General features: G+C 70.5%; 18 protein-coding genes. 10 read left to right on the forward strand and 8 right to left on the reverse strand.

Going from position 1 to position 17,408, the window contains the following annotated elements:
• Positions 1–52: 52 nt before the first annotated feature.
• Positions 53–1,150 (reverse strand): sensor histidine kinase, encoded by a 1,098-nt coding sequence (locus FH610_RS31565; RefSeq protein WP_139578862.1) that lies wholly within the window; start codon positions 1,148–1,150, stop codon positions 53–55.
• A 262-nt stretch (positions 1,151–1,412) separates the two neighbouring features.
• Between FH610_RS31565 and FH610_RS45515 the strand changes: the two genes are divergently transcribed.
• Entirely contained in the window at positions 1,413–2,171 is a 759-nt protein-coding gene (locus tag FH610_RS45515; protein ID WP_139578865.1) for a lytic polysaccharide monooxygenase, read from the forward strand.
• Between the two features lie 167 nt (positions 2,172–2,338).
• On the opposite strand, the gene FH610_RS31575 is transcribed toward FH610_RS45515, so the two are convergent.
• Positions 2,339–2,929, reverse strand: coding sequence for an Ohr family peroxiredoxin (locus FH610_RS31575; RefSeq protein WP_205826209.1), 591 nt, complete (start codon positions 2,927–2,929; stop codon positions 2,339–2,341).
• Between the two features lie 185 nt (positions 2,930–3,114).
• Here FH610_RS31575 and FH610_RS31580 point away from each other — a divergent pair, with 185 nt between their 5' ends.
• The gene (locus FH610_RS31580) at positions 3,115–4,068 is read left to right on the forward strand and encodes a Gfo/Idh/MocA family protein (protein WP_161628120.1); all 954 of its coding nucleotides are present in this window, start codon (positions 3,115–3,117) and stop codon (positions 4,066–4,068) included.
• Positions 4,069–4,278: 210 nt separating this feature from the next.
• Here the strand turns inward: FH610_RS31580 and FH610_RS31585 are convergent, their stop codons facing one another.
• From FH610_RS31585 to FH610_RS31590, 3 genes are read right to left on the reverse strand one after another with little or no spacing between them, the layout of a single operon-like run.
• A complete protein-coding gene (locus FH610_RS31585; RefSeq protein ID WP_139578869.1) occupies positions 4,279–5,058 on the reverse strand; it encodes a class I SAM-dependent methyltransferase in 780 nt (259 codons plus the stop codon).
• Positions 5,059–5,062: 4 nt separating this feature from the next.
• Positions 5,063–5,194: a hypothetical protein gene (locus tag FH610_RS45350; RefSeq protein ID WP_276607717.1), complete on the reverse strand. Its 132-nt coding sequence runs from the start codon at positions 5,192–5,194 to the stop codon at positions 5,063–5,065.
• 6 nt (positions 5,195–5,200) lie between these two features.
• On the reverse strand, positions 5,201–5,827 hold the full coding sequence (locus FH610_RS31590; protein WP_139578871.1) for a TetR/AcrR family transcriptional regulator: 627 nt from the start codon (positions 5,825–5,827) through the stop codon (positions 5,201–5,203).
• A gap of 76 nt (positions 5,828–5,903) precedes the next feature.
• Between FH610_RS31590 and FH610_RS31595 the strand changes: the two genes are divergently transcribed.
• On the forward strand, positions 5,904–6,704 hold the full coding sequence (locus FH610_RS31595; protein WP_139578874.1) for a class I SAM-dependent methyltransferase: 801 nt from the start codon (positions 5,904–5,906) through the stop codon (positions 6,702–6,704).
• Positions 6,705–6,932: 228 nt separating this feature from the next.
• On the opposite strand, the gene FH610_RS31600 is transcribed toward FH610_RS31595, so the two are convergent.
• Positions 6,933–7,826, reverse strand: coding sequence for an oxidoreductase (locus FH610_RS31600; protein ID WP_338104600.1), 894 nt, complete (start codon positions 7,824–7,826; stop codon positions 6,933–6,935).
• Between the two features lie 46 nt (positions 7,827–7,872).
• Here FH610_RS31600 and FH610_RS31605 point away from each other — a divergent pair, with 46 nt between their 5' ends.
• Positions 7,873–8,502 carry a TetR/AcrR family transcriptional regulator gene (locus tag FH610_RS31605; protein ID WP_240809318.1) on the forward strand — a complete coding sequence of 210 codons (630 nt, stop codon included), beginning with the start codon at positions 7,873–7,875 and terminating at the stop codon, positions 8,500–8,502.
• On the opposite strand, the gene FH610_RS31610 is transcribed toward FH610_RS31605, so the two are convergent.
• Positions 8,490–9,557 carry a spore photoproduct lyase family protein gene (locus FH610_RS31610; protein WP_139578876.1) on the reverse strand — a complete coding sequence of 356 codons (1,068 nt, stop codon included), beginning with the start codon at positions 9,555–9,557 and terminating at the stop codon, positions 8,490–8,492. The two genes, FH610_RS31605 and FH610_RS31610, sit on opposite strands and share 13 nt — an antisense overlap.
• A gap of 38 nt (positions 9,558–9,595) precedes the next feature.
• A complete protein-coding gene (locus FH610_RS31615; RefSeq protein WP_139578877.1) occupies positions 9,596–10,375 on the reverse strand; it encodes a DNA-formamidopyrimidine glycosylase family protein in 780 nt (259 codons plus the stop codon).
• Positions 10,376–10,418: 43 nt separating this feature from the next.
• On the opposite strand from FH610_RS31615, the gene FH610_RS31620 reads away from it, so the two are divergent.
• The 6 genes from FH610_RS31620 to FH610_RS31645 all read left to right on the forward strand — a co-directional run bounded on the left by FH610_RS31620 (position 10,419) and on the right by FH610_RS31645 (position 17,196).
• Positions 10,419–10,919: a nucleoside deaminase gene (locus tag FH610_RS31620; protein WP_139578878.1), complete on the forward strand. Its 501-nt coding sequence runs from the start codon at positions 10,419–10,421 to the stop codon at positions 10,917–10,919.
• 250 nt (positions 10,920–11,169) lie between these two features.
• Positions 11,170–11,568, forward strand: a complete 399-nt coding sequence (locus FH610_RS31625; protein ID WP_240809319.1) for a histone-like nucleoid-structuring protein Lsr2 — start codon at positions 11,170–11,172, stop codon at positions 11,566–11,568.
• Between the two features lie 354 nt (positions 11,569–11,922).
• The gene (locus FH610_RS31630) at positions 11,923–12,840 is read left to right on the forward strand and encodes a TIGR03619 family F420-dependent LLM class oxidoreductase (protein WP_139578880.1); all 918 of its coding nucleotides are present in this window, start codon (positions 11,923–11,925) and stop codon (positions 12,838–12,840) included.
• A gap of 315 nt (positions 12,841–13,155) precedes the next feature.
• Positions 13,156–15,126: a hypothetical protein gene (locus tag FH610_RS31635; RefSeq protein ID WP_139578881.1), complete on the forward strand. Its 1,971-nt coding sequence runs from the start codon at positions 13,156–13,158 to the stop codon at positions 15,124–15,126.
• On the forward strand, positions 15,126–16,667 hold the full coding sequence (locus FH610_RS31640; protein WP_139578882.1) for an extracellular solute-binding protein: 1,542 nt from the start codon (positions 15,126–15,128) through the stop codon (positions 16,665–16,667). The genes FH610_RS31635 and FH610_RS31640 overlap by 1 nt, the downstream gene beginning before the upstream one ends.
• A gap of 196 nt (positions 16,668–16,863) precedes the next feature.
• Positions 16,864–17,196 carry a hypothetical protein gene (locus FH610_RS31645; protein WP_139578883.1) on the forward strand — a complete coding sequence of 111 codons (333 nt, stop codon included), beginning with the start codon at positions 16,864–16,866 and terminating at the stop codon, positions 17,194–17,196.
• Positions 17,197–17,408 lie beyond the last annotated feature (212 nt).

Consider the following 17,408-nt stretch of genomic DNA (forward strand, 5'->3'; position numbering starts at 1 on the left):
CCTGCTCCTTCTGCCGAGCCCGCCTCAGGGATCAGGGCTCATAGGCCGGCGGTCAGGGCGCGGGGGCGAGCGGCAGTCGCAGCACGAAACGCGCCCCCGCGGTGCTGTCTTCGATGGTCAGCCGGCCGCCGTGGTTCTCGGCGATCTGGCGGGCGATGGGCAGTCCGAGCCCGGCTCCTCCCGCGTCCCTGCTGCGGGCCGAGTCGAGCCGCCAGAACCGCTGGAAGATCTTCTCCCGCTGCTCGCGGGGGATCCCGGGGCCGTCGTCGGCCACTTCGAGCACGGCCGTTCCATCGGGTGGCCCGCCGGGTCGTCGCGGTTCGCGCCGCACCGTGACCGTGACGGTGCTGGCGGCGTGCCGCTGCGCGTTGCCGAGAAGGTTGCTGATGAGGCTGCCGAGGGAGTGGGGGTCTCCCAGCACGACGACGTCCGGGCCCAGCCGGGGGACCATCCGCTTGGTGATCGGCAACATCTGCAGTTCGCCTTCGGCCAGCTTCCCGAGATCCACCCGCTGCCGCCGGACGGGGAGCGCCTCGTTCTCCAGGCGCGAGAGCGCCAGCAGGTCCGTCGCGATCCGCTGCAGCCGGTCGAGGCTCGGCAGCAGCGCCCTGGCCAGGGTGACCACGTCGGTCTCCTGCGGCGCCTGGAGCGCGTCCTCGATCTGGGCCCGCATGGCGGTCAGCGGGGTGCGCAACTCGTGGGAGGCGTCGGAGCTGAAACGGCGCTGGCGCTCCAGCGCCTCCTCCAGCCGCCCGAGCGTACGGTTCACACCGGGGGCCAGGCCGTCGATCTCGTCGTGGGCCGGGGCCGGGCGGTGCGGGCCGGCCACCCCGATCCCCTCCGGCTCGGCCGGGGGCGCGGGCACCGGCTGGACCGCGCCGCCGGTCAGGCGGAAGCCGAGGTACGTGATCGCCCCGGCCAGCAGGAGTGCCCCGCAGAACAGCAGCAGAAGCAACGCCGGGTGCGCGTACGCCGGGGTCGCCGGCGCGGGTTCGAGCGCATAAAGCGCCCGCTCGTCGTGCGAAACCGGCTCGGCGGCCGGTGGGTGACCGGTGAGCAGCTCGAACGGTGTCGCCGCCAGGGACAGCAGCACGACGGCGACGCCGTGGGCCGGTGCCGGCCGGGCCGTGATCGACCAATGCTGCGGCATGGCGCATCCCCCTGGATTCAGTGCACCACGAGGGCGTGCGGGAAGCCGCTCGGGGGCCCCGCCAAGGCCCCGCGTACGCGCGCCGCTCGCGCGAGCCGGCGTCGCGCCGGACCCCGGTCCGGGCGCTGGACCCGGCTGCGGCCCACCGCTGCCGTAGTGGACAGAGCCCGCCTCGTAGCCCCTGACCGCCGCAGTCATTGGGTCTTCACTGTTAGGAAACTTTCTTTTATATTTGCGCCACCCCCAGCAGTGAGGAGCACACATGCGAAGAACGCTGACCTTCCTCGCGACGGCGACGATCGGCATCGGCGCCACGGTGTTCATCGCCTCGCCGGCTCAGGCGCACGGGTACATCTCGTCGCCCGCGAGCCGCCAGGCGATGTGCGCCCAGGGCCGCGTCCCCAATTGCGGCGACATCATCTACGAGCCCCAGAGCGTGGAAGGACCGAAGGGGTTGCGCAGCTGCAGTGGCGGCAACGCACGCTTCGCCCAGCTCGACGACGAGAGCAAGCCCTGGCCGGCCACCAGCGTCGGCAACACCGTCACCTTCACGTGGTCGCTGACCGCCCGCCACTCGACCAGCACGTGGGAGTACTACATCGGAGGCACCCGGATCGCCGTCTTCGACGATCACGGGGCGCAGCCGCCCGCCACCGTCAGCCACACCGTGAACCTGGGCGGCCGGACGGGCCGGCAGAAGGTGCTGGCGATCTGGAACGTGGCCGACACGGCCAACGCGTTCTACGCCTGCGTCGACCTCCAGGTCGGCGGGGGCGGGACGCCCAGCCCCACGCCCACGCCCAGCCCGACGCCGACGCGTACCCCGAGCCCGTCTCCCACGCCGACGCGTACTCCCACGCCCACTCCGACCGTTCCCGGCGGCACCTGGGCCGCCGGCGCGGCGTACAAGGTGGGCGACCAGGTCACCTATGGCGGGGCGACCTACCGGTGCATCCAGGCCCACACGGCGATCGTGGGCTGGGAGCCGCCGAACGTCCCCGCGCTGTGGCAGAAGATCTGAGGCAGAAGGTCTGAGCAGAGAGCTCAGACGACCGGGCGGGCTTGTGAAGGTGCGCGAACGCGGGTCCGGCCCCCGGTTCCGGTGCCGCCTCTCGCACCGGCGCGCGAGGGGCGCCGCGTCCCGCTCGAAGCACCCGTCCCGGCCTGGTCCGGGGCGGGGGCCGGCGGTCAGGCGAGGTGGACGTGCACCTCGGCGCCCTGCATGAAGGCCCGTGAATACGGGCACTCCCCGTGGGCCTGCTCCACCAGCCTGCGGGCCGCCTCGGGCTCGACCCCCGGCAGGCGTACGGTCAGGTCGGTGGTGATCGTGTAGTCGTCAGCGGTGCCGCGCTTGCGGAGCGTGACGGCCGTGTCCACGGTGGCGTCGGAGGTGCGGACGCCCTGCCGCCCGGCGACCAGCGTGAGCGAGTTGTGGAAGCAGGAGGCGTACGCCGCGGCGAGCAGTTGCTCGGGATTGGTCGCCCCGCCGGGGCCGCCGAGTTCCCCCGGCGCCTTGATGCGGACGTCGAGCATGCCGTCGTCCGACGCCACCTTGCCGAGTGCGGACGAGGCCCGGGCCGTGTAGAGGTCGTCATACGATCCACCGCCGCGCTCGGGCCGCTCTAACCTCTCGGGCCGCTCGGGCCGCTCGGGCCGCTCGGCGGGGCGGCCCTCGGGCATTCGCCCGGTGAGCTCCGCCTCGACTCCGGGGCCCGAGTAGTCGGGCCCGGGCGCCCGGTCGCTCGGCAAATGGGTGAATCGCCGTATTTCCTCGCTCATCGCGTATCCCTCGTCCGCTCGGGTCATGTCCCGGTCGGGATCGGCGGGTCACGTACCCCCGGGGGCTCCCCGATATCGGACTCTGGGGGCAAAAGTTCCCATCAACGGCGCTGTGCTACGGTCCCGGCAGGTATTCCCCGGTAAATCGTGAAATGTCAGCAACGGCGGCGAGGAGTGGGTGCGGGATGAGTGGGGCTGTCCGGTGGGGGGTCCTCGGCACGGCGGGCATCGCCGCGCGGGCGTTCCTGCCCGCGTTGCGCGAGGCCGGTGGGGGTACGGCCGCCGTGGTGGCGGGCCGTGACCTGTCCCGCGCCGAGGAGTTCGCCGCGCGGAACGGCGTCGCCCGGGCCGTGCGCGGTTACGAGGCCGTCATCGAGGACCCGTCGATCGACGCGGTTTACATCCCGCTGCCGAACGCCCTGCACGCGCAGTGGACGATCGCCGCCCTGGAAGCGGGCAAGGCGGTCCTGTGCGAGAAGCCGCTGTGCCTCACCGCCGCGGAGGCCGGGAACGTCATCGAGGTGGCGCGCCGGTCGGCCCGGCCGCTCTGGGAGGCGTTCGTCTTCCCGTTCCACCCGCAGACGGCCCGGCTGCGCGGCCTGCTCGCCGAAGGCGCGATCGGCGAACTGCGGGAGATCTGGTCGTCCTTCCACTTCACGATGCAGGGCACCGAGAACATCCGGCTCGAGGCGGCCCTCGGCGGCGGCGCGCTCTACGACGTGGGCTGCTACCCCGTGCGGCTCGCGCACCTGCTGTTCGGCGGCGACGCCGTCGCCGGCCACGCCGTCGCGGTCAAGGGCGAGGCGGGGGTGGACATCGAGACCGCCGGGGTCCTGGAGTTCGATTCCGGCCGCCTGATGCTGAGCTGCGGCTTCGCCCTGCCGTTCACGACGTACACCCGCCTGGTCGGCACCGGCGGGGAGATCCGGCTGACCAACCCGTTCCACCCCGAGCCGCACGACGGGCTCGAAGTGTGGCGTGAGGGACGCCTGGTCGCCCGGCACGAGCCGGGCGAGGGCACCGCGTTCTCCTGGGGCATCCGCCACATCCACGAGGTGCTGCGCGGAGAGGCCGAGCCCCGGCACACGGCGGCCGACGACTCATTTGGCACCGCCCGGTCCCTCGACATGCTGCGCTGACCCGCCGTACCGCGCCGTCCTCCGGGCGTCTGGTCAGGGCGCGGTGAGCTTCGCGCAGAGCGTGCGCGGGAAGCGCGGCTCGGCGGAGCGCACGTCGTCACATCCGGGCTCGGTCGTGGCCGCGATCACCCGCCAGCCGGTGGGCGTCGCGCGGTAGAAGTATCGGGTCGTCCGCCCAGCATGCCCTCGCTCCCGCCCCGGGGTGACCCGTCAGCCGAGCCTTTCGGCCAACGCGAGCTGGGTGAGGTAGCGCTTGACGATGCGGCCGCCGTACCGGCCGTCGATCAGCGCCGCGATACAGCCGAGCAGCCCCGCGAGATCCCCGGCGGGCAGGGCCCGGTGGTTGGAATACGTGGTGAGCAGGTCGAGATACTCGCGCGTCGTGTAGGCGTGATCCCACTCGTAGCGGTGGAACCGCACCGGCCCGAAGCGGCCGGAGGCGTCGATCTCCTCGCTGTCGTACGGGATGTCGCTCCCCGGCTTCAACCGCAGGCCGGGCGGCGTGGCGGGGTCCCACCGCTCGTAACAGCGCTGGACCTCCGCGAAGAACTCCGTGCTGCCCCCGGCGACGTGCTCGGTGGAGACGACGGCCAGCAGGCCGCCCGGCCGCAGCGCGTCGGCCGACTTGCCCACCCGTGTGGCGGGGTCGATCCAATGGAAGCTGGTGGCGGCGAAGACGACGTCGAACGGCTCCGGCGGCAGCGGCCATTCCTCGAAGGCCGCGTTGACGACGTCCACGTCGGGGAATCGGGCGAGCTTGCGGCGGGCGAGCGCCGCCATCGCGGCCCCCAACTCCACCGCCGTGACCACGCAGCCGCGCCCGGCGAGGGAGGCCGTGGCCTGGCCGGTGCCGCAGCCGATCTCCAGCACCCGGCTGCCGCGGGGGACGTGCTCGAACATCGCGGCGGGATAGCCGGGCCGCATCCGGTCGTAGAGGGCGGCGTCCTCGGTGAAGGTGCGGCGCAGCATGAGGCGGTCGTCGTCGTTCACCCGGCTACCGCCGTTCCGCGTCGGACAGCAGGATGCCGATCGCCTCGCCGTCCGCGAACTCCTCGGCCCGCCTGCGGAAGGCCTCGTCGCGGTCGACCAGTGTGTTGTCCAGATCGAAGAGCGCCGGCATCGTCATGCCTGATCACGTTACCCGCGCCACTCCCGGCGCTCGAGCCTCGGTCCGTACGACGCCGGCGATGACCGTGGTCACCATCCTGTGGACGGCGTCGGCCTGCGGCGGGCCGCCGTCCCTGTCGGCGAACAGCAGGTGTGAGGCTCCGAGCAGCGTGGGAGCGAGCGTGTCGACGTCGGCGTCCGCCGCGATGCGGCCCAGGTCGCGCTCGGCGGTGAGGTAGGAGGCGAGCATGGCCGCGGCCTCCGTCAGGAGCGGGAGGCCAGGGCCCGGCCTGGCCTGGCGCAGCCGGGCGCGCAGGGCGTCGCGGGAGATGATCAGGCCGACGACCGCCACGGCGACCGACCCGAACAGGTCCGTCAGCACCCCGGTGAGGTTGTCGATGACGGTGCCGGTCCCTGCGGACTGACGCAGGGCGGCCGTCTGCGCGTCGATCCTGGCGATGCCGTCGAGCACGAGTTCGGCGAGGAAGGCGTCGAAGTCGGCGAAGTGCCGGTGGAGGACGCCCTTGGCGCAGCCCGCCTCGGTGGTGACCGCCCGGCTGGTGAGCGCGCTCGGCCCGTCCCTGAGCAGGACACGCTCCGCGGCCTCGAACAACTGCTCCCGCGCGTCGCGGAGGGCAACCCCCGTCGGCACCGTTCCATCCCCTCCTGTCCGTCCGTCGACTTTATCCGAATTGACGAGTGGGCACTTGCCCACTCATAGTGGGCGCATGCCCACTTCAGTTTCCGAGAACGAACCACACAAGGCCAGGGGGATGGCGGAGTCGTTCGGCGTGGACGCCGAGCGTTACGACCGGACCCGGCCCCCCTATCCCGACACCATGGTGGAGCGGATCGTCGCCGCGAGCCCCGGGCCCGACGTCCTCGACGTCGGCTGCGGCACCGGCATCGCGGCCCGCCAGTTCCGGGCGGCGGGCTGCACGGTGCTCGGCGTCGAGCCCGACGCGCGGATGGCGGACTTCGCGCGCCGTGACGGACTCGAGGTCGAGGTGGCGACCTTCGAAGCGTGGGATTCCGCCGGACGCACGTTCGACGCGGTCGTCGCCGGGACGGCCTGGCACTGGGTCGATCCGGTCGCCGGAGCGGCCAAGGCGGCCGAGGTGTTGCGCCCCGGTGGCCGGCTGGCGGCGTTCTGGCACGTGTTCGAGCCGCCGCCCGCCATGGCGGAGGCCCACGCCGCGGTCTACCGGCGCGTCATGCCCGGCCTCCCGTCACAGGACCGGCCCGTGGGGTCGGCCCTCGACGGCTACCGGCCGCTGTTCACCAAGGCCGCCGACGGCATCAGGGATGCGGGCGCGTTCGGTGACCCGGAGGAGTGGCGGTACGAATGGCAGCGGTTCTACACCCGCGACGAGTGGCTCGACCAGATGCCCACGTCCGGCGTCCTCACGCGGCTGCCGCCGGACAAGATCGAGGAGGTGCTGGCGGGCATGGGTGACGTGATCGACGCGATGGGCGGCGGTTTCACGATGTCCTACGTCACGGTGGTGGTCACCGCGGCGCGCGTCTGACCGCTACGGGCGGGGATGCCCGGAGACGGGACGATGCTCATCGAGCCGGCACCCGTGCGCCACCGGAAAATCAACTCCCTGTAATGGCACGTGGTCAATTTCTCCTCGTAGTCGCTCCCGACTCCGAGGAGAACCACGCGCCGGCGACCGGCCATCGGCGCGGGCGTGGACGGCGTCATCACCAACAGACCGGATGTCGTACGCGAGCTCGCGGGATGACGGCGGCGCTCAGACGGGGTAGGTCACGGCGGTGAGCCGCTGGGAGACCTGCCACAGGCGCTGTCCCAGGTCGCGGTCGTGGGCGCGGGCGGCCGCCCTGACCCGCTCGGGACATCCGCGGATCTCGAACAGGCCGCCCGGGCCGTAGTAGTCGCCGCCGGCGGCCCCGGGATCGGTCGCCGCGCGCAGAGTCGGCAGCGCGCCCATGACCGGAGTTCGCCCGAACAGCCGGGCGATCAGCAGGTTAGGCACCCGGAACCATGGCGAGGAGTATCGGAACACCTCCGTCGCGGCGCCGCCGGGGTGCGCGGCCAGCGCCACGGTGGACGCTCCGGCCGTCTGCAGCCGCCGCTGCAGTTCGTAGGTGAACAGCAGGTTGGCGAGTTTCGACCGGGCGTAGGCGCCTGCGCCCGCGTCGGGGTCGTCGGTGTCGATCCGGCCGAACCGGTGGCCGATGCTGCTGACCGTCACCACGCGGGACCCGGGCGCGGTCAGCAGCAGGTCCAGCACCAGCCCGGTGAGGGCGAAGTGGCCCAGATGGTTGACGCCGAACTGGATCTCGAAGCCGTCCTCCGTGCGGCCGGAGAGCCCGGTCACGCCCGCGTTGTTGACGAGCAGGTCGACCCGATTGTGACGGGCGCGGATCTCTCCGGCCGCCGCCCGCACCGACGCGAGCGAGGCCAGGTCCAGACGGACCACGTCGAGGGTGGCCTGCGGCGCGACGCGGCGGATCCGGGTGGCCGCCGCCTCGGCCTTGGCGAGGTCGCGGCAGGCGAGCACGACCGTCGCGCCGCGCAGGGCCAGCGCCCTGGCCGTCTCGAACCCGATGCCGGTGTTGGCGCCGGTCACCACGGCCATACGGCCCCGCTGGCCGGGGATGTCCACTTCGGTCCATGCCTTCACGATCACTCCTAACCTGAACCAGCCGTTCATGTTTTATTATGAACCAATGGTTCAGGTTCGAGGCAAGAGGACACCGGAGCACGAGGACATGGAGCGAGTGACCAAGCGGACGCAGCCGCGCGCGGACGCGGTACGCAACCGGGCCGCCATCGTCCGCGCGGCGCGCGAACTCATCACGACGCACGGGCCGGAGGCCGGGATGGACGAGATCGCGGCGGCGGCCGGGGTGGCCGTGGGCACGCTCTACCGGCACTTTCCCACCAAGAACGACCTGGTCGACGCCATCGTGACCGAGCTGGGCGCGACCGTTGCCGAGACCCTCGACGCCGCCGTGGGCAGGGTCGGCGACGGCCGGAGTGCGGCCCTGGACGAGATCGCCGGGCTGCTGCACCGGGTGGTGGTGGACATGGGGCAGGAACGCCTGCTCCGTGAGGCGGTGGCGGGCCTGGCGGGCGAATCGCTGCGCGAGATCCAGGAACGCGCCACCCACTCGCTGGAGACCCTGGTCGCCGCCGCCCACCGGGACCGTACGCTGCGGCCCGACGTCACGGTCGACGACGTCGCCCTGCTCCTGACCACCTCACCGGGCGCCGGGACGCCGAAGCCCGCCCGGGTGCGGTGGGTGGAACTCGCCGTACGCGCTCTCGCGCTGCCGGACGGCGGTCAGAAGGCGTAGCGGACCCGGCAGTACGGGATCTTCCCGGCGATCAGGTCGGTAAGCGCGGCGACGTAGCGGCCCTTGTGGCCGGTCTTGTAGCGGACGTTCCAGCCGCCCGTCTGCGAGCGTTTCGGCTGCTGGAGGTCGGGACGCCACAGCACCTCCTCGGCCGTGGGATGCCAGCCGAGGTTGACCTCGTGCAGCCGGTCGTTGTGCGTGAGGAAGATGACCTCGGCGGCGAGCTGGGCGCGGGCTGCCGGGCTCAGCGCGTCGTCGAGCTGCCCGAGCAGCTCCCCCCAGTCCTCCAGCCAGCCGTCGCGGACGACCACCGGGCTGAAGTTGACGTGCACCTCGTATCCCGCCTCGACGAAGTCGTCGATGGCCGCGATCCGGTCGGCGACCGGCGAGGTGCGGATGTCCAGCAGCTTGGCGTCGGCGGCCGGCATCAGGCTGAAGCGAACGCGCGTACGGCCTTGCGGGTCCCAGCCGAGCAGGTCGCGGTTGACGTGCTTGGTGGCGAAGCTCGCCTTGGCGTTCGGCAGGTCGCGGAAGAGATCGACGAGGTCGCGCACGTTGTCGGAGACGGTCGCGTCCACCGAGCAGTCGGAGTTCTCGCCGATGTCGTAGACCCAGGCATGCGGGTCCACCTGGTTGGGCTCGGGCTTGACGCCCTGCCGCCCGGCGTGCCTCCCGAGATAGCCCGTGATCGTGTCGATGTTGGCGAACACCGTGATCGGGTTGCTGTAGCCCTTGCGGCGCGGCACGTAGCAGTACGCGCAGGCCATCGCGCAGCCGTTGGCGGTCGAGGGCGCGATGAAGTCGCTCGACCGGCCGTTCGGCCGCGCGGTGAGCGACTTCTTGACGCCGAGGACCAGCGCCTCGGTCTTGATCCTGACCCACCGGGCCACGTTCGCCTCGTCCCCGTACAGTTCGGGGATGCGATGGTGGGCCTCGATCTCGATTCGCTCGGCCTCGGGGAACCTCTCCAGGATCTCCTTGCCGCGCGGCAGCTCGGCCGCGGCGGGCTCGACGTAGATGCGGCGGATGTCCAGCAGTCTCCGGCCTTCGTTCACCTGGGTATAACACCTCGACAAAGGGATGACTTCCCAGGTCAGAGGCCGTGCAGGTGCTGGTCGGCCGGGCACGCGTACGCCGTCCTCGAGGCCAGCGTCCAGGTCCGGACGGCGGCTCCGCAGCGGCGGCAGCGCTCACGTTTGTAGACCCACCGCTCGTCCGGCGCCTCCGGGTCGCTGACCACCTGTCCGGCGTCCCGGCCCAGCGCGAGGTAGCGCACCGCGGTGTCCCACAGCCGCCCGGCGGCCTCGGCGCCGATGTCGCGGGCGCCGGGGTCGAGACCGGTGAGGAAGAGCAGTTCCGCCCGCCAGGCGTTGCCGACCCCCGACCACACGCTCTGGTCGAGCACGGCCGAGCCGACCGCGGTGCGGGCGGCGAGCAGGCGCCGCACGGCCTCCGCGCGAATCGCGTCCCGGTCGGTGTCCCGGTCTGTGTCACGGCGCAGCGGGTCGGGGCCGGTCGCGGCCCGCAGCGCCGCCAGCGCCCGCTCGTCCATCGGCTCGCAGCGGGCGGGCGCGATCAGGTCGAACGCCGCCTCGCCGGTCGCCAGCCGCAGCCGGGTGCCCTTGCGTGGTTCGGCCGCCGGGTCGTCGTACCGCAGGAAGAGGCCCTGCATGCCGAGGTGCACGTGGATGGGCGGAGCGTCCTCCACCCAGTAGAGCAGGTGCTTGCCGAGTGCCTCCACGCCCTCGACGACCCTGCCGTCGTACGGCCGCGCGTCGAACCTGCCCTGCGGGCTCGTGGCCCTGACCGTGCGCCCGGCGAGCGTCTCGTGCTGCTCGTCCGCGTAGCGATGGACCAGATGCCCTTCCGGCATGCCCCTCGCCCTACCCGCGCCGTGGGGAGTTACCGTTCCGATCATGAGCTATGAGCCGACATCTGAGGAACTGCGGCACCTGCGTCGCTGTGTGGAGCTGGCGACGGAAGCGCTGGAGGCGGACGACGAACCGTTCGGCTCGGTTCTGGTCTCCGGTGACGGGAAGGTGCTGGCCGAGGACCGCAACCGGGTGGCGGGCGGCGACCACACGCGGCACCCCGAGTTCGAGCTGGCGCGCTGGGCCGCGGGAAACATGACGCCGGAGGAGCGCGCGAAGGCCACGGTCTACACCTCGGGCGAGCACTGCCCGATGTGCGCGGCGGCGCACGGGTGGGTGGGGCTGGGGCGGATCGTCTACGTGGCGTCGTCGGCGCAGCTCGCGCAGTGGCTGGCCGAGTGGGACGTGCCGCCCCCGCCGGTGCGGACGCTCCCGGTCAACGAGGTCGCGCCCGGGGTGCGGGTGGCCGGGCCGGTGCCCGCACTGGTGGAGGAGGTCCGCGCGCTGCACCGCCGCCTGCATAATCCCCTGCACCCCGGCGCATAAGCCGGGCCGTTTTCCGGTGCCGTCCGCCTCCGGCCACCCCGCCGAGGAGAGCACGCCGTCCCACCCGTTCAGGTTCGTGCCCGGTCCGCGCCCGCCCTGCTCGCGACCATCGCGTACGGCGTCGCCGCCGTGGCGCTCGTGCTCGGGTCGAGGAACCCGGGAAGGCGGGCCGGGGATGGAAGCACCAGTAGGATGCCACGGTCCAGAAAGACGGAGATCCACCCTGGAAGGGCTGCACGTGGCGCAGAAGGTGATACTGGTTGACGACCTCGACCACTCCGAGGGCGACGATGTGGCGAGACGGGAGTTCCCGCTGCTGAACCGGACCTTCTCCATCGACCTGTCCGACGCGAACCAGCAGCGGCTGAGCGAGGCTCTCGCGTTCATCGAGGAAGTGCTGGAGAACGCCCGTGAGGTGAAGCAGGCGTCGCGGTCCAAGAAGGCCGCGGACACCTCCCCGCGGCTGCGCGGATACACCCTGACGGACGTGCGCGAATGGGCCCGCGAGCAGGGGCTGGACGTGCCCGCGCGCGGGAAGATGGCCGACGAGGTCATCGAGCAGTTCGTCGCGGCGCACCCCGACGCCGCGCCCGAGGACTCCACTGAAGAATCCCCGGCGGAAGCCGCGGAGGCGGCCATCGGCGCCTGAGCGGACACCCTGAGCGGATGTCTCGGAGTCGACGTCCCGGAGTTGACGCTCCGGAGCCGACGTTTCAGCGCGACGTTTCAGCTCGGGTTTCGCCCGGCCCGGCCGGCCGCCGTGACAGGCGGCCGGGCCGGGCGTCCGCTCGACATGCCGCTGTCCTGACGTGCGCCGCAGCCGAGGGGCGCAGGAACCTTCATACTGCCGGTTTCGACCACGGTCCACGGGCAATCCCAGCCTTGGGACGCTCTTGGACCTGAGTCTCGCTTGTCCAAGTTTTCCGCAAGCGAGCTTTCCTAGCGTCTCCGCCGACGCCCGATCAGGGCGGTCTTCTGTCGGCGCAGTGCGAAGGAAACACTCATGCGGCTCGGATACACGGTCCCTCAGTACGGCGCGTTCGCCGACCCGGAGTTCATCCGGCAGGCGAGCACGGATCTCGAAGCGATGGGCTACGACAGCCTGTGGGCGGGCGACCGCATCTTGCTCCCGCTGACGCCCAGCGATCCGTACCCCGGAGGAGACGGGACGGTCCCTCCGGCCTTCGGGACCTTCTTCGACCCGCTCACCGCACTGACGCTGGCCGCGGTCGGCACGCGCGAGATCCGGCTGGGGACCAGCACGCTCAACGCGCTGTGGCAGCCGCCCGTCCTGCTCGCCCGTACGCTGACCTCGCTCGACCTGCTCAGTCACGGACGGCTGGACGTCGGCATCGGTCTCGGCTGGCTTCGTGACGAGTACGCCGCGACCGGGGTGCCGTGGCGGGGGAGGGGAGACCGGCTGGAGGAGACGCTCGATGTGATGGAGGCCGTCTGGACCGGTGAGGTGGTCGAGCACAAGGGCGCGCTGTGGACGGTGCCGCCGTCGCACATCGACCTCAAGCCCTGCCAGCGGCCGCGCCCTCCGATCCTGCTCGCCGGTTACACGCCTCCGGCGCTGGAGCGAGTCGGCCGGCGGGCCGACGGCTGGCTGAGCGCGGCCATGCCGATGGCCTATCTGACCTCCCTGTGGGGTCTGGCGCTTGAGGCCGCGTCCCGCGCGGGCGGGGACCCGTCCGCGCTGCGCATGGTGGTGCGGGTCAATCCGGAGATCACCGACTCGCCGGCGCCCGCCGACCAGGTGCCGCACCGGGGAACCGTACGGCAGGTCGCCGACTATCTGCTGACCCTCGCCGAGGCCGGGGCCCACGAGGCGTTCGTCGACCTTCAGACGGCGACCTCTTCGCGTGAGCAGTTCCTCGACGTCGCGCACGCGCTCGTCACCATGCTGCACGCGGGCTGAGAGCGCGATCCGGACAACGCTGAGCGGCGGTGCGGTGGCTGTTTGTAAGAAAGGGGTTACATTTCCTGACAGCGCCGCGCACAATAGGGGTCGATCTTTCGTGATCCGGCGTCGGCCGGATCATCCAGCCCGTCGAACAGGCTCTTCCTCATGTCCGCCCCCGTGCCCCCACCAGGAGAAAGCCCGGATCGATCTTCAGGAGAAAGTCCGGATATACACGGAAAAAGCCGAAACAAACAGGAGCAGCACTCCAACAGCCGATCCGGACTGGTCACCACGGCGCTGACCGCGGCGGTCACTTCTGTGGCGACGCTGGTGGCGACAGCGGTGGCGACGCCCTTCTCCAACAGGCTGCAGAGTCTCATCGAGCAGGCGCCGGTCACTCCGCTCATCACCGTTCCCGCGTCCGTCGGGGCGCTCGTGAGCATCTGCTGCTACCCGTTGTGGCGGGGCAAGGTCAGGACGTCCGGCCGATGGGCGGCGGCCGTCGCCGCAGTGGTCCTGTGGCCTTTCCGCCGGATCCAGTGGCCCCAGGGACTTCGCAGCTGGGCGGGCCGGATGCTGGTTCCCCTCGCGGTCGGCTACATCGCCGCGTGCCTGGGGGCGTTCACCGGCCTGGTGGGGTTGGTGGTCGTCAGGGTGGTCGCGCCGCCCGGCGCGTGCGAGCCCCCGCGAGAGTTGCGTGTCATCACCGCTCTCGAGAACGTGACGGCGCTGCGTGAAAGGGTCGAGGCTTATACGAAGGAGCAGCGGACAGACGGGTGCGCACCGGTTCGGATAGCGGTTGGCGTCGCGCCGACGATCGAGGAAATGCGCTACGGCTTCCGTAATGAGTGGCTCCGGGATGACGCGCTGCAAAATGACGAGCCCTATCGCCGGATGCTCGGCCTGACCCCCGACGCATGGATTCCCACCGGTTCCGCGGAGTTCGACCTCGTCGTTCAGGACGTGTCGGAGAAGGGAGGTGAGAAGACGAAAAACGGGGGCGTACCAGAGAAAACGGGCAGCCTGAATTCCCTCCTGCACAAGAGGAACGAGCAGGTGGGGACGGACCACATGTCGATCGCGGTGTTCGGCGCCGCGAAGAACGACCTCCTCACCAGCGAGCTGGAGAGCGCGGGTTACCCGCTTGCCGAGATCGTGCAGCGGGCCCGGAGCAAGGACATGTCGCTCGTCTACCCACAGCCCGCGTTCTCCACGTCGGGCGCGATCGTGGCCACGACCCTGAGCCGGGCCGGACCGCTGTCCGGCGACACCGCACTGCACGCGACCTTCGACAACAGCGCCAACGCCTTGCTGTGCCATCTGAGAGGCGGCGACCAGCAGAGGACGGACGAGGACTGGGCGAAGCTGGTGGCGTTGGTTCCGTCGCACAGCGCCGACGAGTACAACCGCGGCAGGGACATGGGCATTGAGGAGTGCGCGCACGATCCGCTCGCGGGAAGAGCGGCGCTGACCCCGGTCTCCTCCGTGGACCTGCCCACGCTCGACTATCCGTTCGTGGAGATCAACTGGTCGGATGATCCGGCCCGCCGGGAGGCGCTGGACGCCTTCGCCACGTGGCTCGCGCACAACAAACTGTTCGAGCCCGCCGGGGAGGGACCACAGCCGTCGTCGCCGGCCCGGATATCCGCGGACGCCGCCAGGCCGGGTCACCGGGTGGATCTCCAGATGATGATCGACGGATCGGGATCCATGGCACGGTCTCCCACCGCGTCCGCCTCCGACCTGCACGACGCCCTGGCCGAGGTCAGACAGATCCTCACCGACACCGACCAGGTCTCGGCGGGCAAGTTCTTCGCCGACGACAGCGGGACCGCGAAGGCGCCCATGGCGCGGGAGGGCGATGCGGGCGGCGGAGAAGGCCCGAGGGGGTATGGCGAGATCCTCCAATGGATCGTGGACGACAAGCAGTCGGGTTTCGACGAGCCGATCTCCAGGGTGATCAGCGGATTGAGCCGCCCGGCGAACTCGCTCGCCGTCATCACCGACGGAGGCCCCTTCAACGACGAACCCGACCCCGGGAACGCCGGACGGTCCATCAGGCGCGCACTGGGCAGAGCCGCGGACGTATCGAACCTCTACATCCTCACCTTCGGGGGGAAGTGCCCGGACGGTCTTGAGGCCCCTCGTGCGGTGCGGCCGTCGGCGTTCGCGTCGCCGTCCGACGGGCCGCCCGGCTCACTCGAGCCGGCCGCCAAACACGTCGTGTGCGACGACACGGCCGGTACGGATGTCGCCGGAGCGCTCGGACGGATGATCTTCCAGTTCAGGGAGTGGTCGTGATGGCGGCGGGGCCTCTCGGAGCGTTCTGGAACCGCTGGTACGAACGCTTCACGAGGTTCCACCTCAGGCTCGCCGCGGCCTGCTTCCTGGCGGGCGCGGTGTTCGTGATCGGGGTGAGCCAGCACTCAGGGTCCTCGCCCTCGCAGAACGCCTGCCCCGGCCGCCCGGACGACCTGGTCATAGGGACGGGGGCGGAAATCGGTGCCGGCGGCGTACGCCACGACGTGATCAAGGCGTGGAACGACGAGCAGCGCAAGCTGAAGAAGAAACCGCTGAAGGCGACGCTGGTCGAGATCTCCGAGTCCTCCGACGAGCAGCGTTCCGAACTGGCCGCCGCGGCGCAGTCGAAGCGATGCGCCTATGACGTGCTCCTCCTGGACGTCGCCTACATCACCGAGTTCGCCAGGAACCACTATCTCGAGACGTTCGAGCTGGACCCCAAGAAGCTGGGCGGCACCCCGGAGCGATACTTCCTGCAGAAGTCGCTGGGGACCGGTCAGGTCGACGGAGAGCGGTTCGCGGTGCCGTTCGCCGCCGACGCTCCGCTCCTGTACCGGCGAACCGACACACCGGCTCCGCCGCCGCAGGACACGAAGAAGTTCCTCGAACTGGCCAAGGAGCACGGCTATGCGGCGCAGTTCGACGATTACGAGGGCGGCACCGTCAACCTGCTCGAAGCGCTCTTCTCGGCTCAGGATCAGGAGGCTCAGGACAAGGAGACCCCGCACGGCCCCGTCGTCTTCGACGACGAGGGAAACGTCGTCCTCGACGAGGGGGACAACGGCAAGAAGGTGATGGACGCGCTCGGTGCCTGGCGCGAGGCCCTGTTCACGGGCAAGGACGACGAGCGCACTCTGCGGGACGAGAGCGTGCTTCGGGAGGAGAGCAGCCTCCAGGCCTTCCGCACGGGCCGCGTGGGCTACATGCGCAACTGGCCGTTCGCCTTCAACCGGCTGGCCGCCGACCCGCTGATGCGCGATGACGACGGATCCCTGAAATTCCAGGTGCTCTCGTTCCCCGGGACCGGGGTGCTGGGAGGCGTCGACCTCGCCATCGCCAAGGACTCGCCGCACAAGGAGGAGGCCAGGGATCTCATCTACTACCTGGTCTCCCAGGACGTCCAGGAGAGACTGTTCGCCTGCGCCGGCTATCCGCCGGTGGTCGCGGCGCTGTACGAGCGGTACGAGAGATCGGGCGCCGCGCGAACGTGCGGAGATCTCGCGCCCGAGCCTGCGGACGGTGCGGCCCTCCCCGCCGAGCGGGACACCGAGATCACGGGCGAGCAGCTCGCGAGGTTCGCCGGCGAGGTTCACCAGGCGGTGGACCACACGAGGCCGCGTCCCAAGTCCGCCTACTACGCCACGTTCAGCCAGGTGTTCCGGTCATGCCTGCTTCCCGTGGCGACGACCACGTCCGGCGTGGCTCCCGACTTCCGCTTCTTCTCCGACGCGCTCAGGGACGCTCTGAACGGCAGGCTACGGTCGGACGATCCCTGTCACCCTCCCACACAGGCCGAGCCGAAATCGGACATTGAGGGATAAAGGCGACATAAGTGCCCTACGAATGCTCTTGATGGGACAATAGGCATTAAACACCGTAGATCGCTGTTTGTCGCCCGTTCTGTCGGGAAACAATGACGTCGCGGGGCAATGACCACTTAACGGTCATTAGGCGACATTCCTCTTCATTCCGGAATGGCGCACACATTAGGCAGTTGATCCTTTAGAGGGGGACGAAATGCCCAAGCTCAAGAAGGTCATCGCCGGACTCGCACTTTCCACCGCGCTCGGCGGTGGTGCCCTCGCCATGGGCGCCACAGCCGCGAGCGCGTCAACCGCCCCCACTGGCTGGGGCTGTACCAACCCGTGTACCAACGAGGTCGACAACGGGTTCAACAACACCTTCGAAAACACCTGCTTCCGGAACGAACCCTTCCAGAACGACTGCTTCCAGAACGACTGCTCCCGGAACGGCTGCTCCCGCTCGGACCTCGACGACATCCTCTGGGACGTCTGCGTCGCGGGCCACTGCTCCAACGCGTTCCCCGGATTTTTTGGCTCTTTCGGGTAAAAGGCCGGTCTGACGCCTGCGGAATGACGGTGTCGATGAGAAACGTGGCGTCGGCTGATGTGAGAGATGCTCGGAGCACGAGCGCTCGCACGCTCGGAAGCGTTCGTTCCGCAGAGCAGGGACAAGGGCTCCGGCGACTGAACCGCCGGAGCCCAGGCTTTTCACTCAGAAATGGTGCCGATAGCGGTCGACCGGGATCTGTTCATCCGCCC

This window comes from Microbispora catharanthi (assembly GCF_006334915.2).
Lineage (GTDB): Bacteria > Actinomycetota > Actinomycetes > Streptosporangiales > Streptosporangiaceae > Microbispora > Microbispora catharanthi.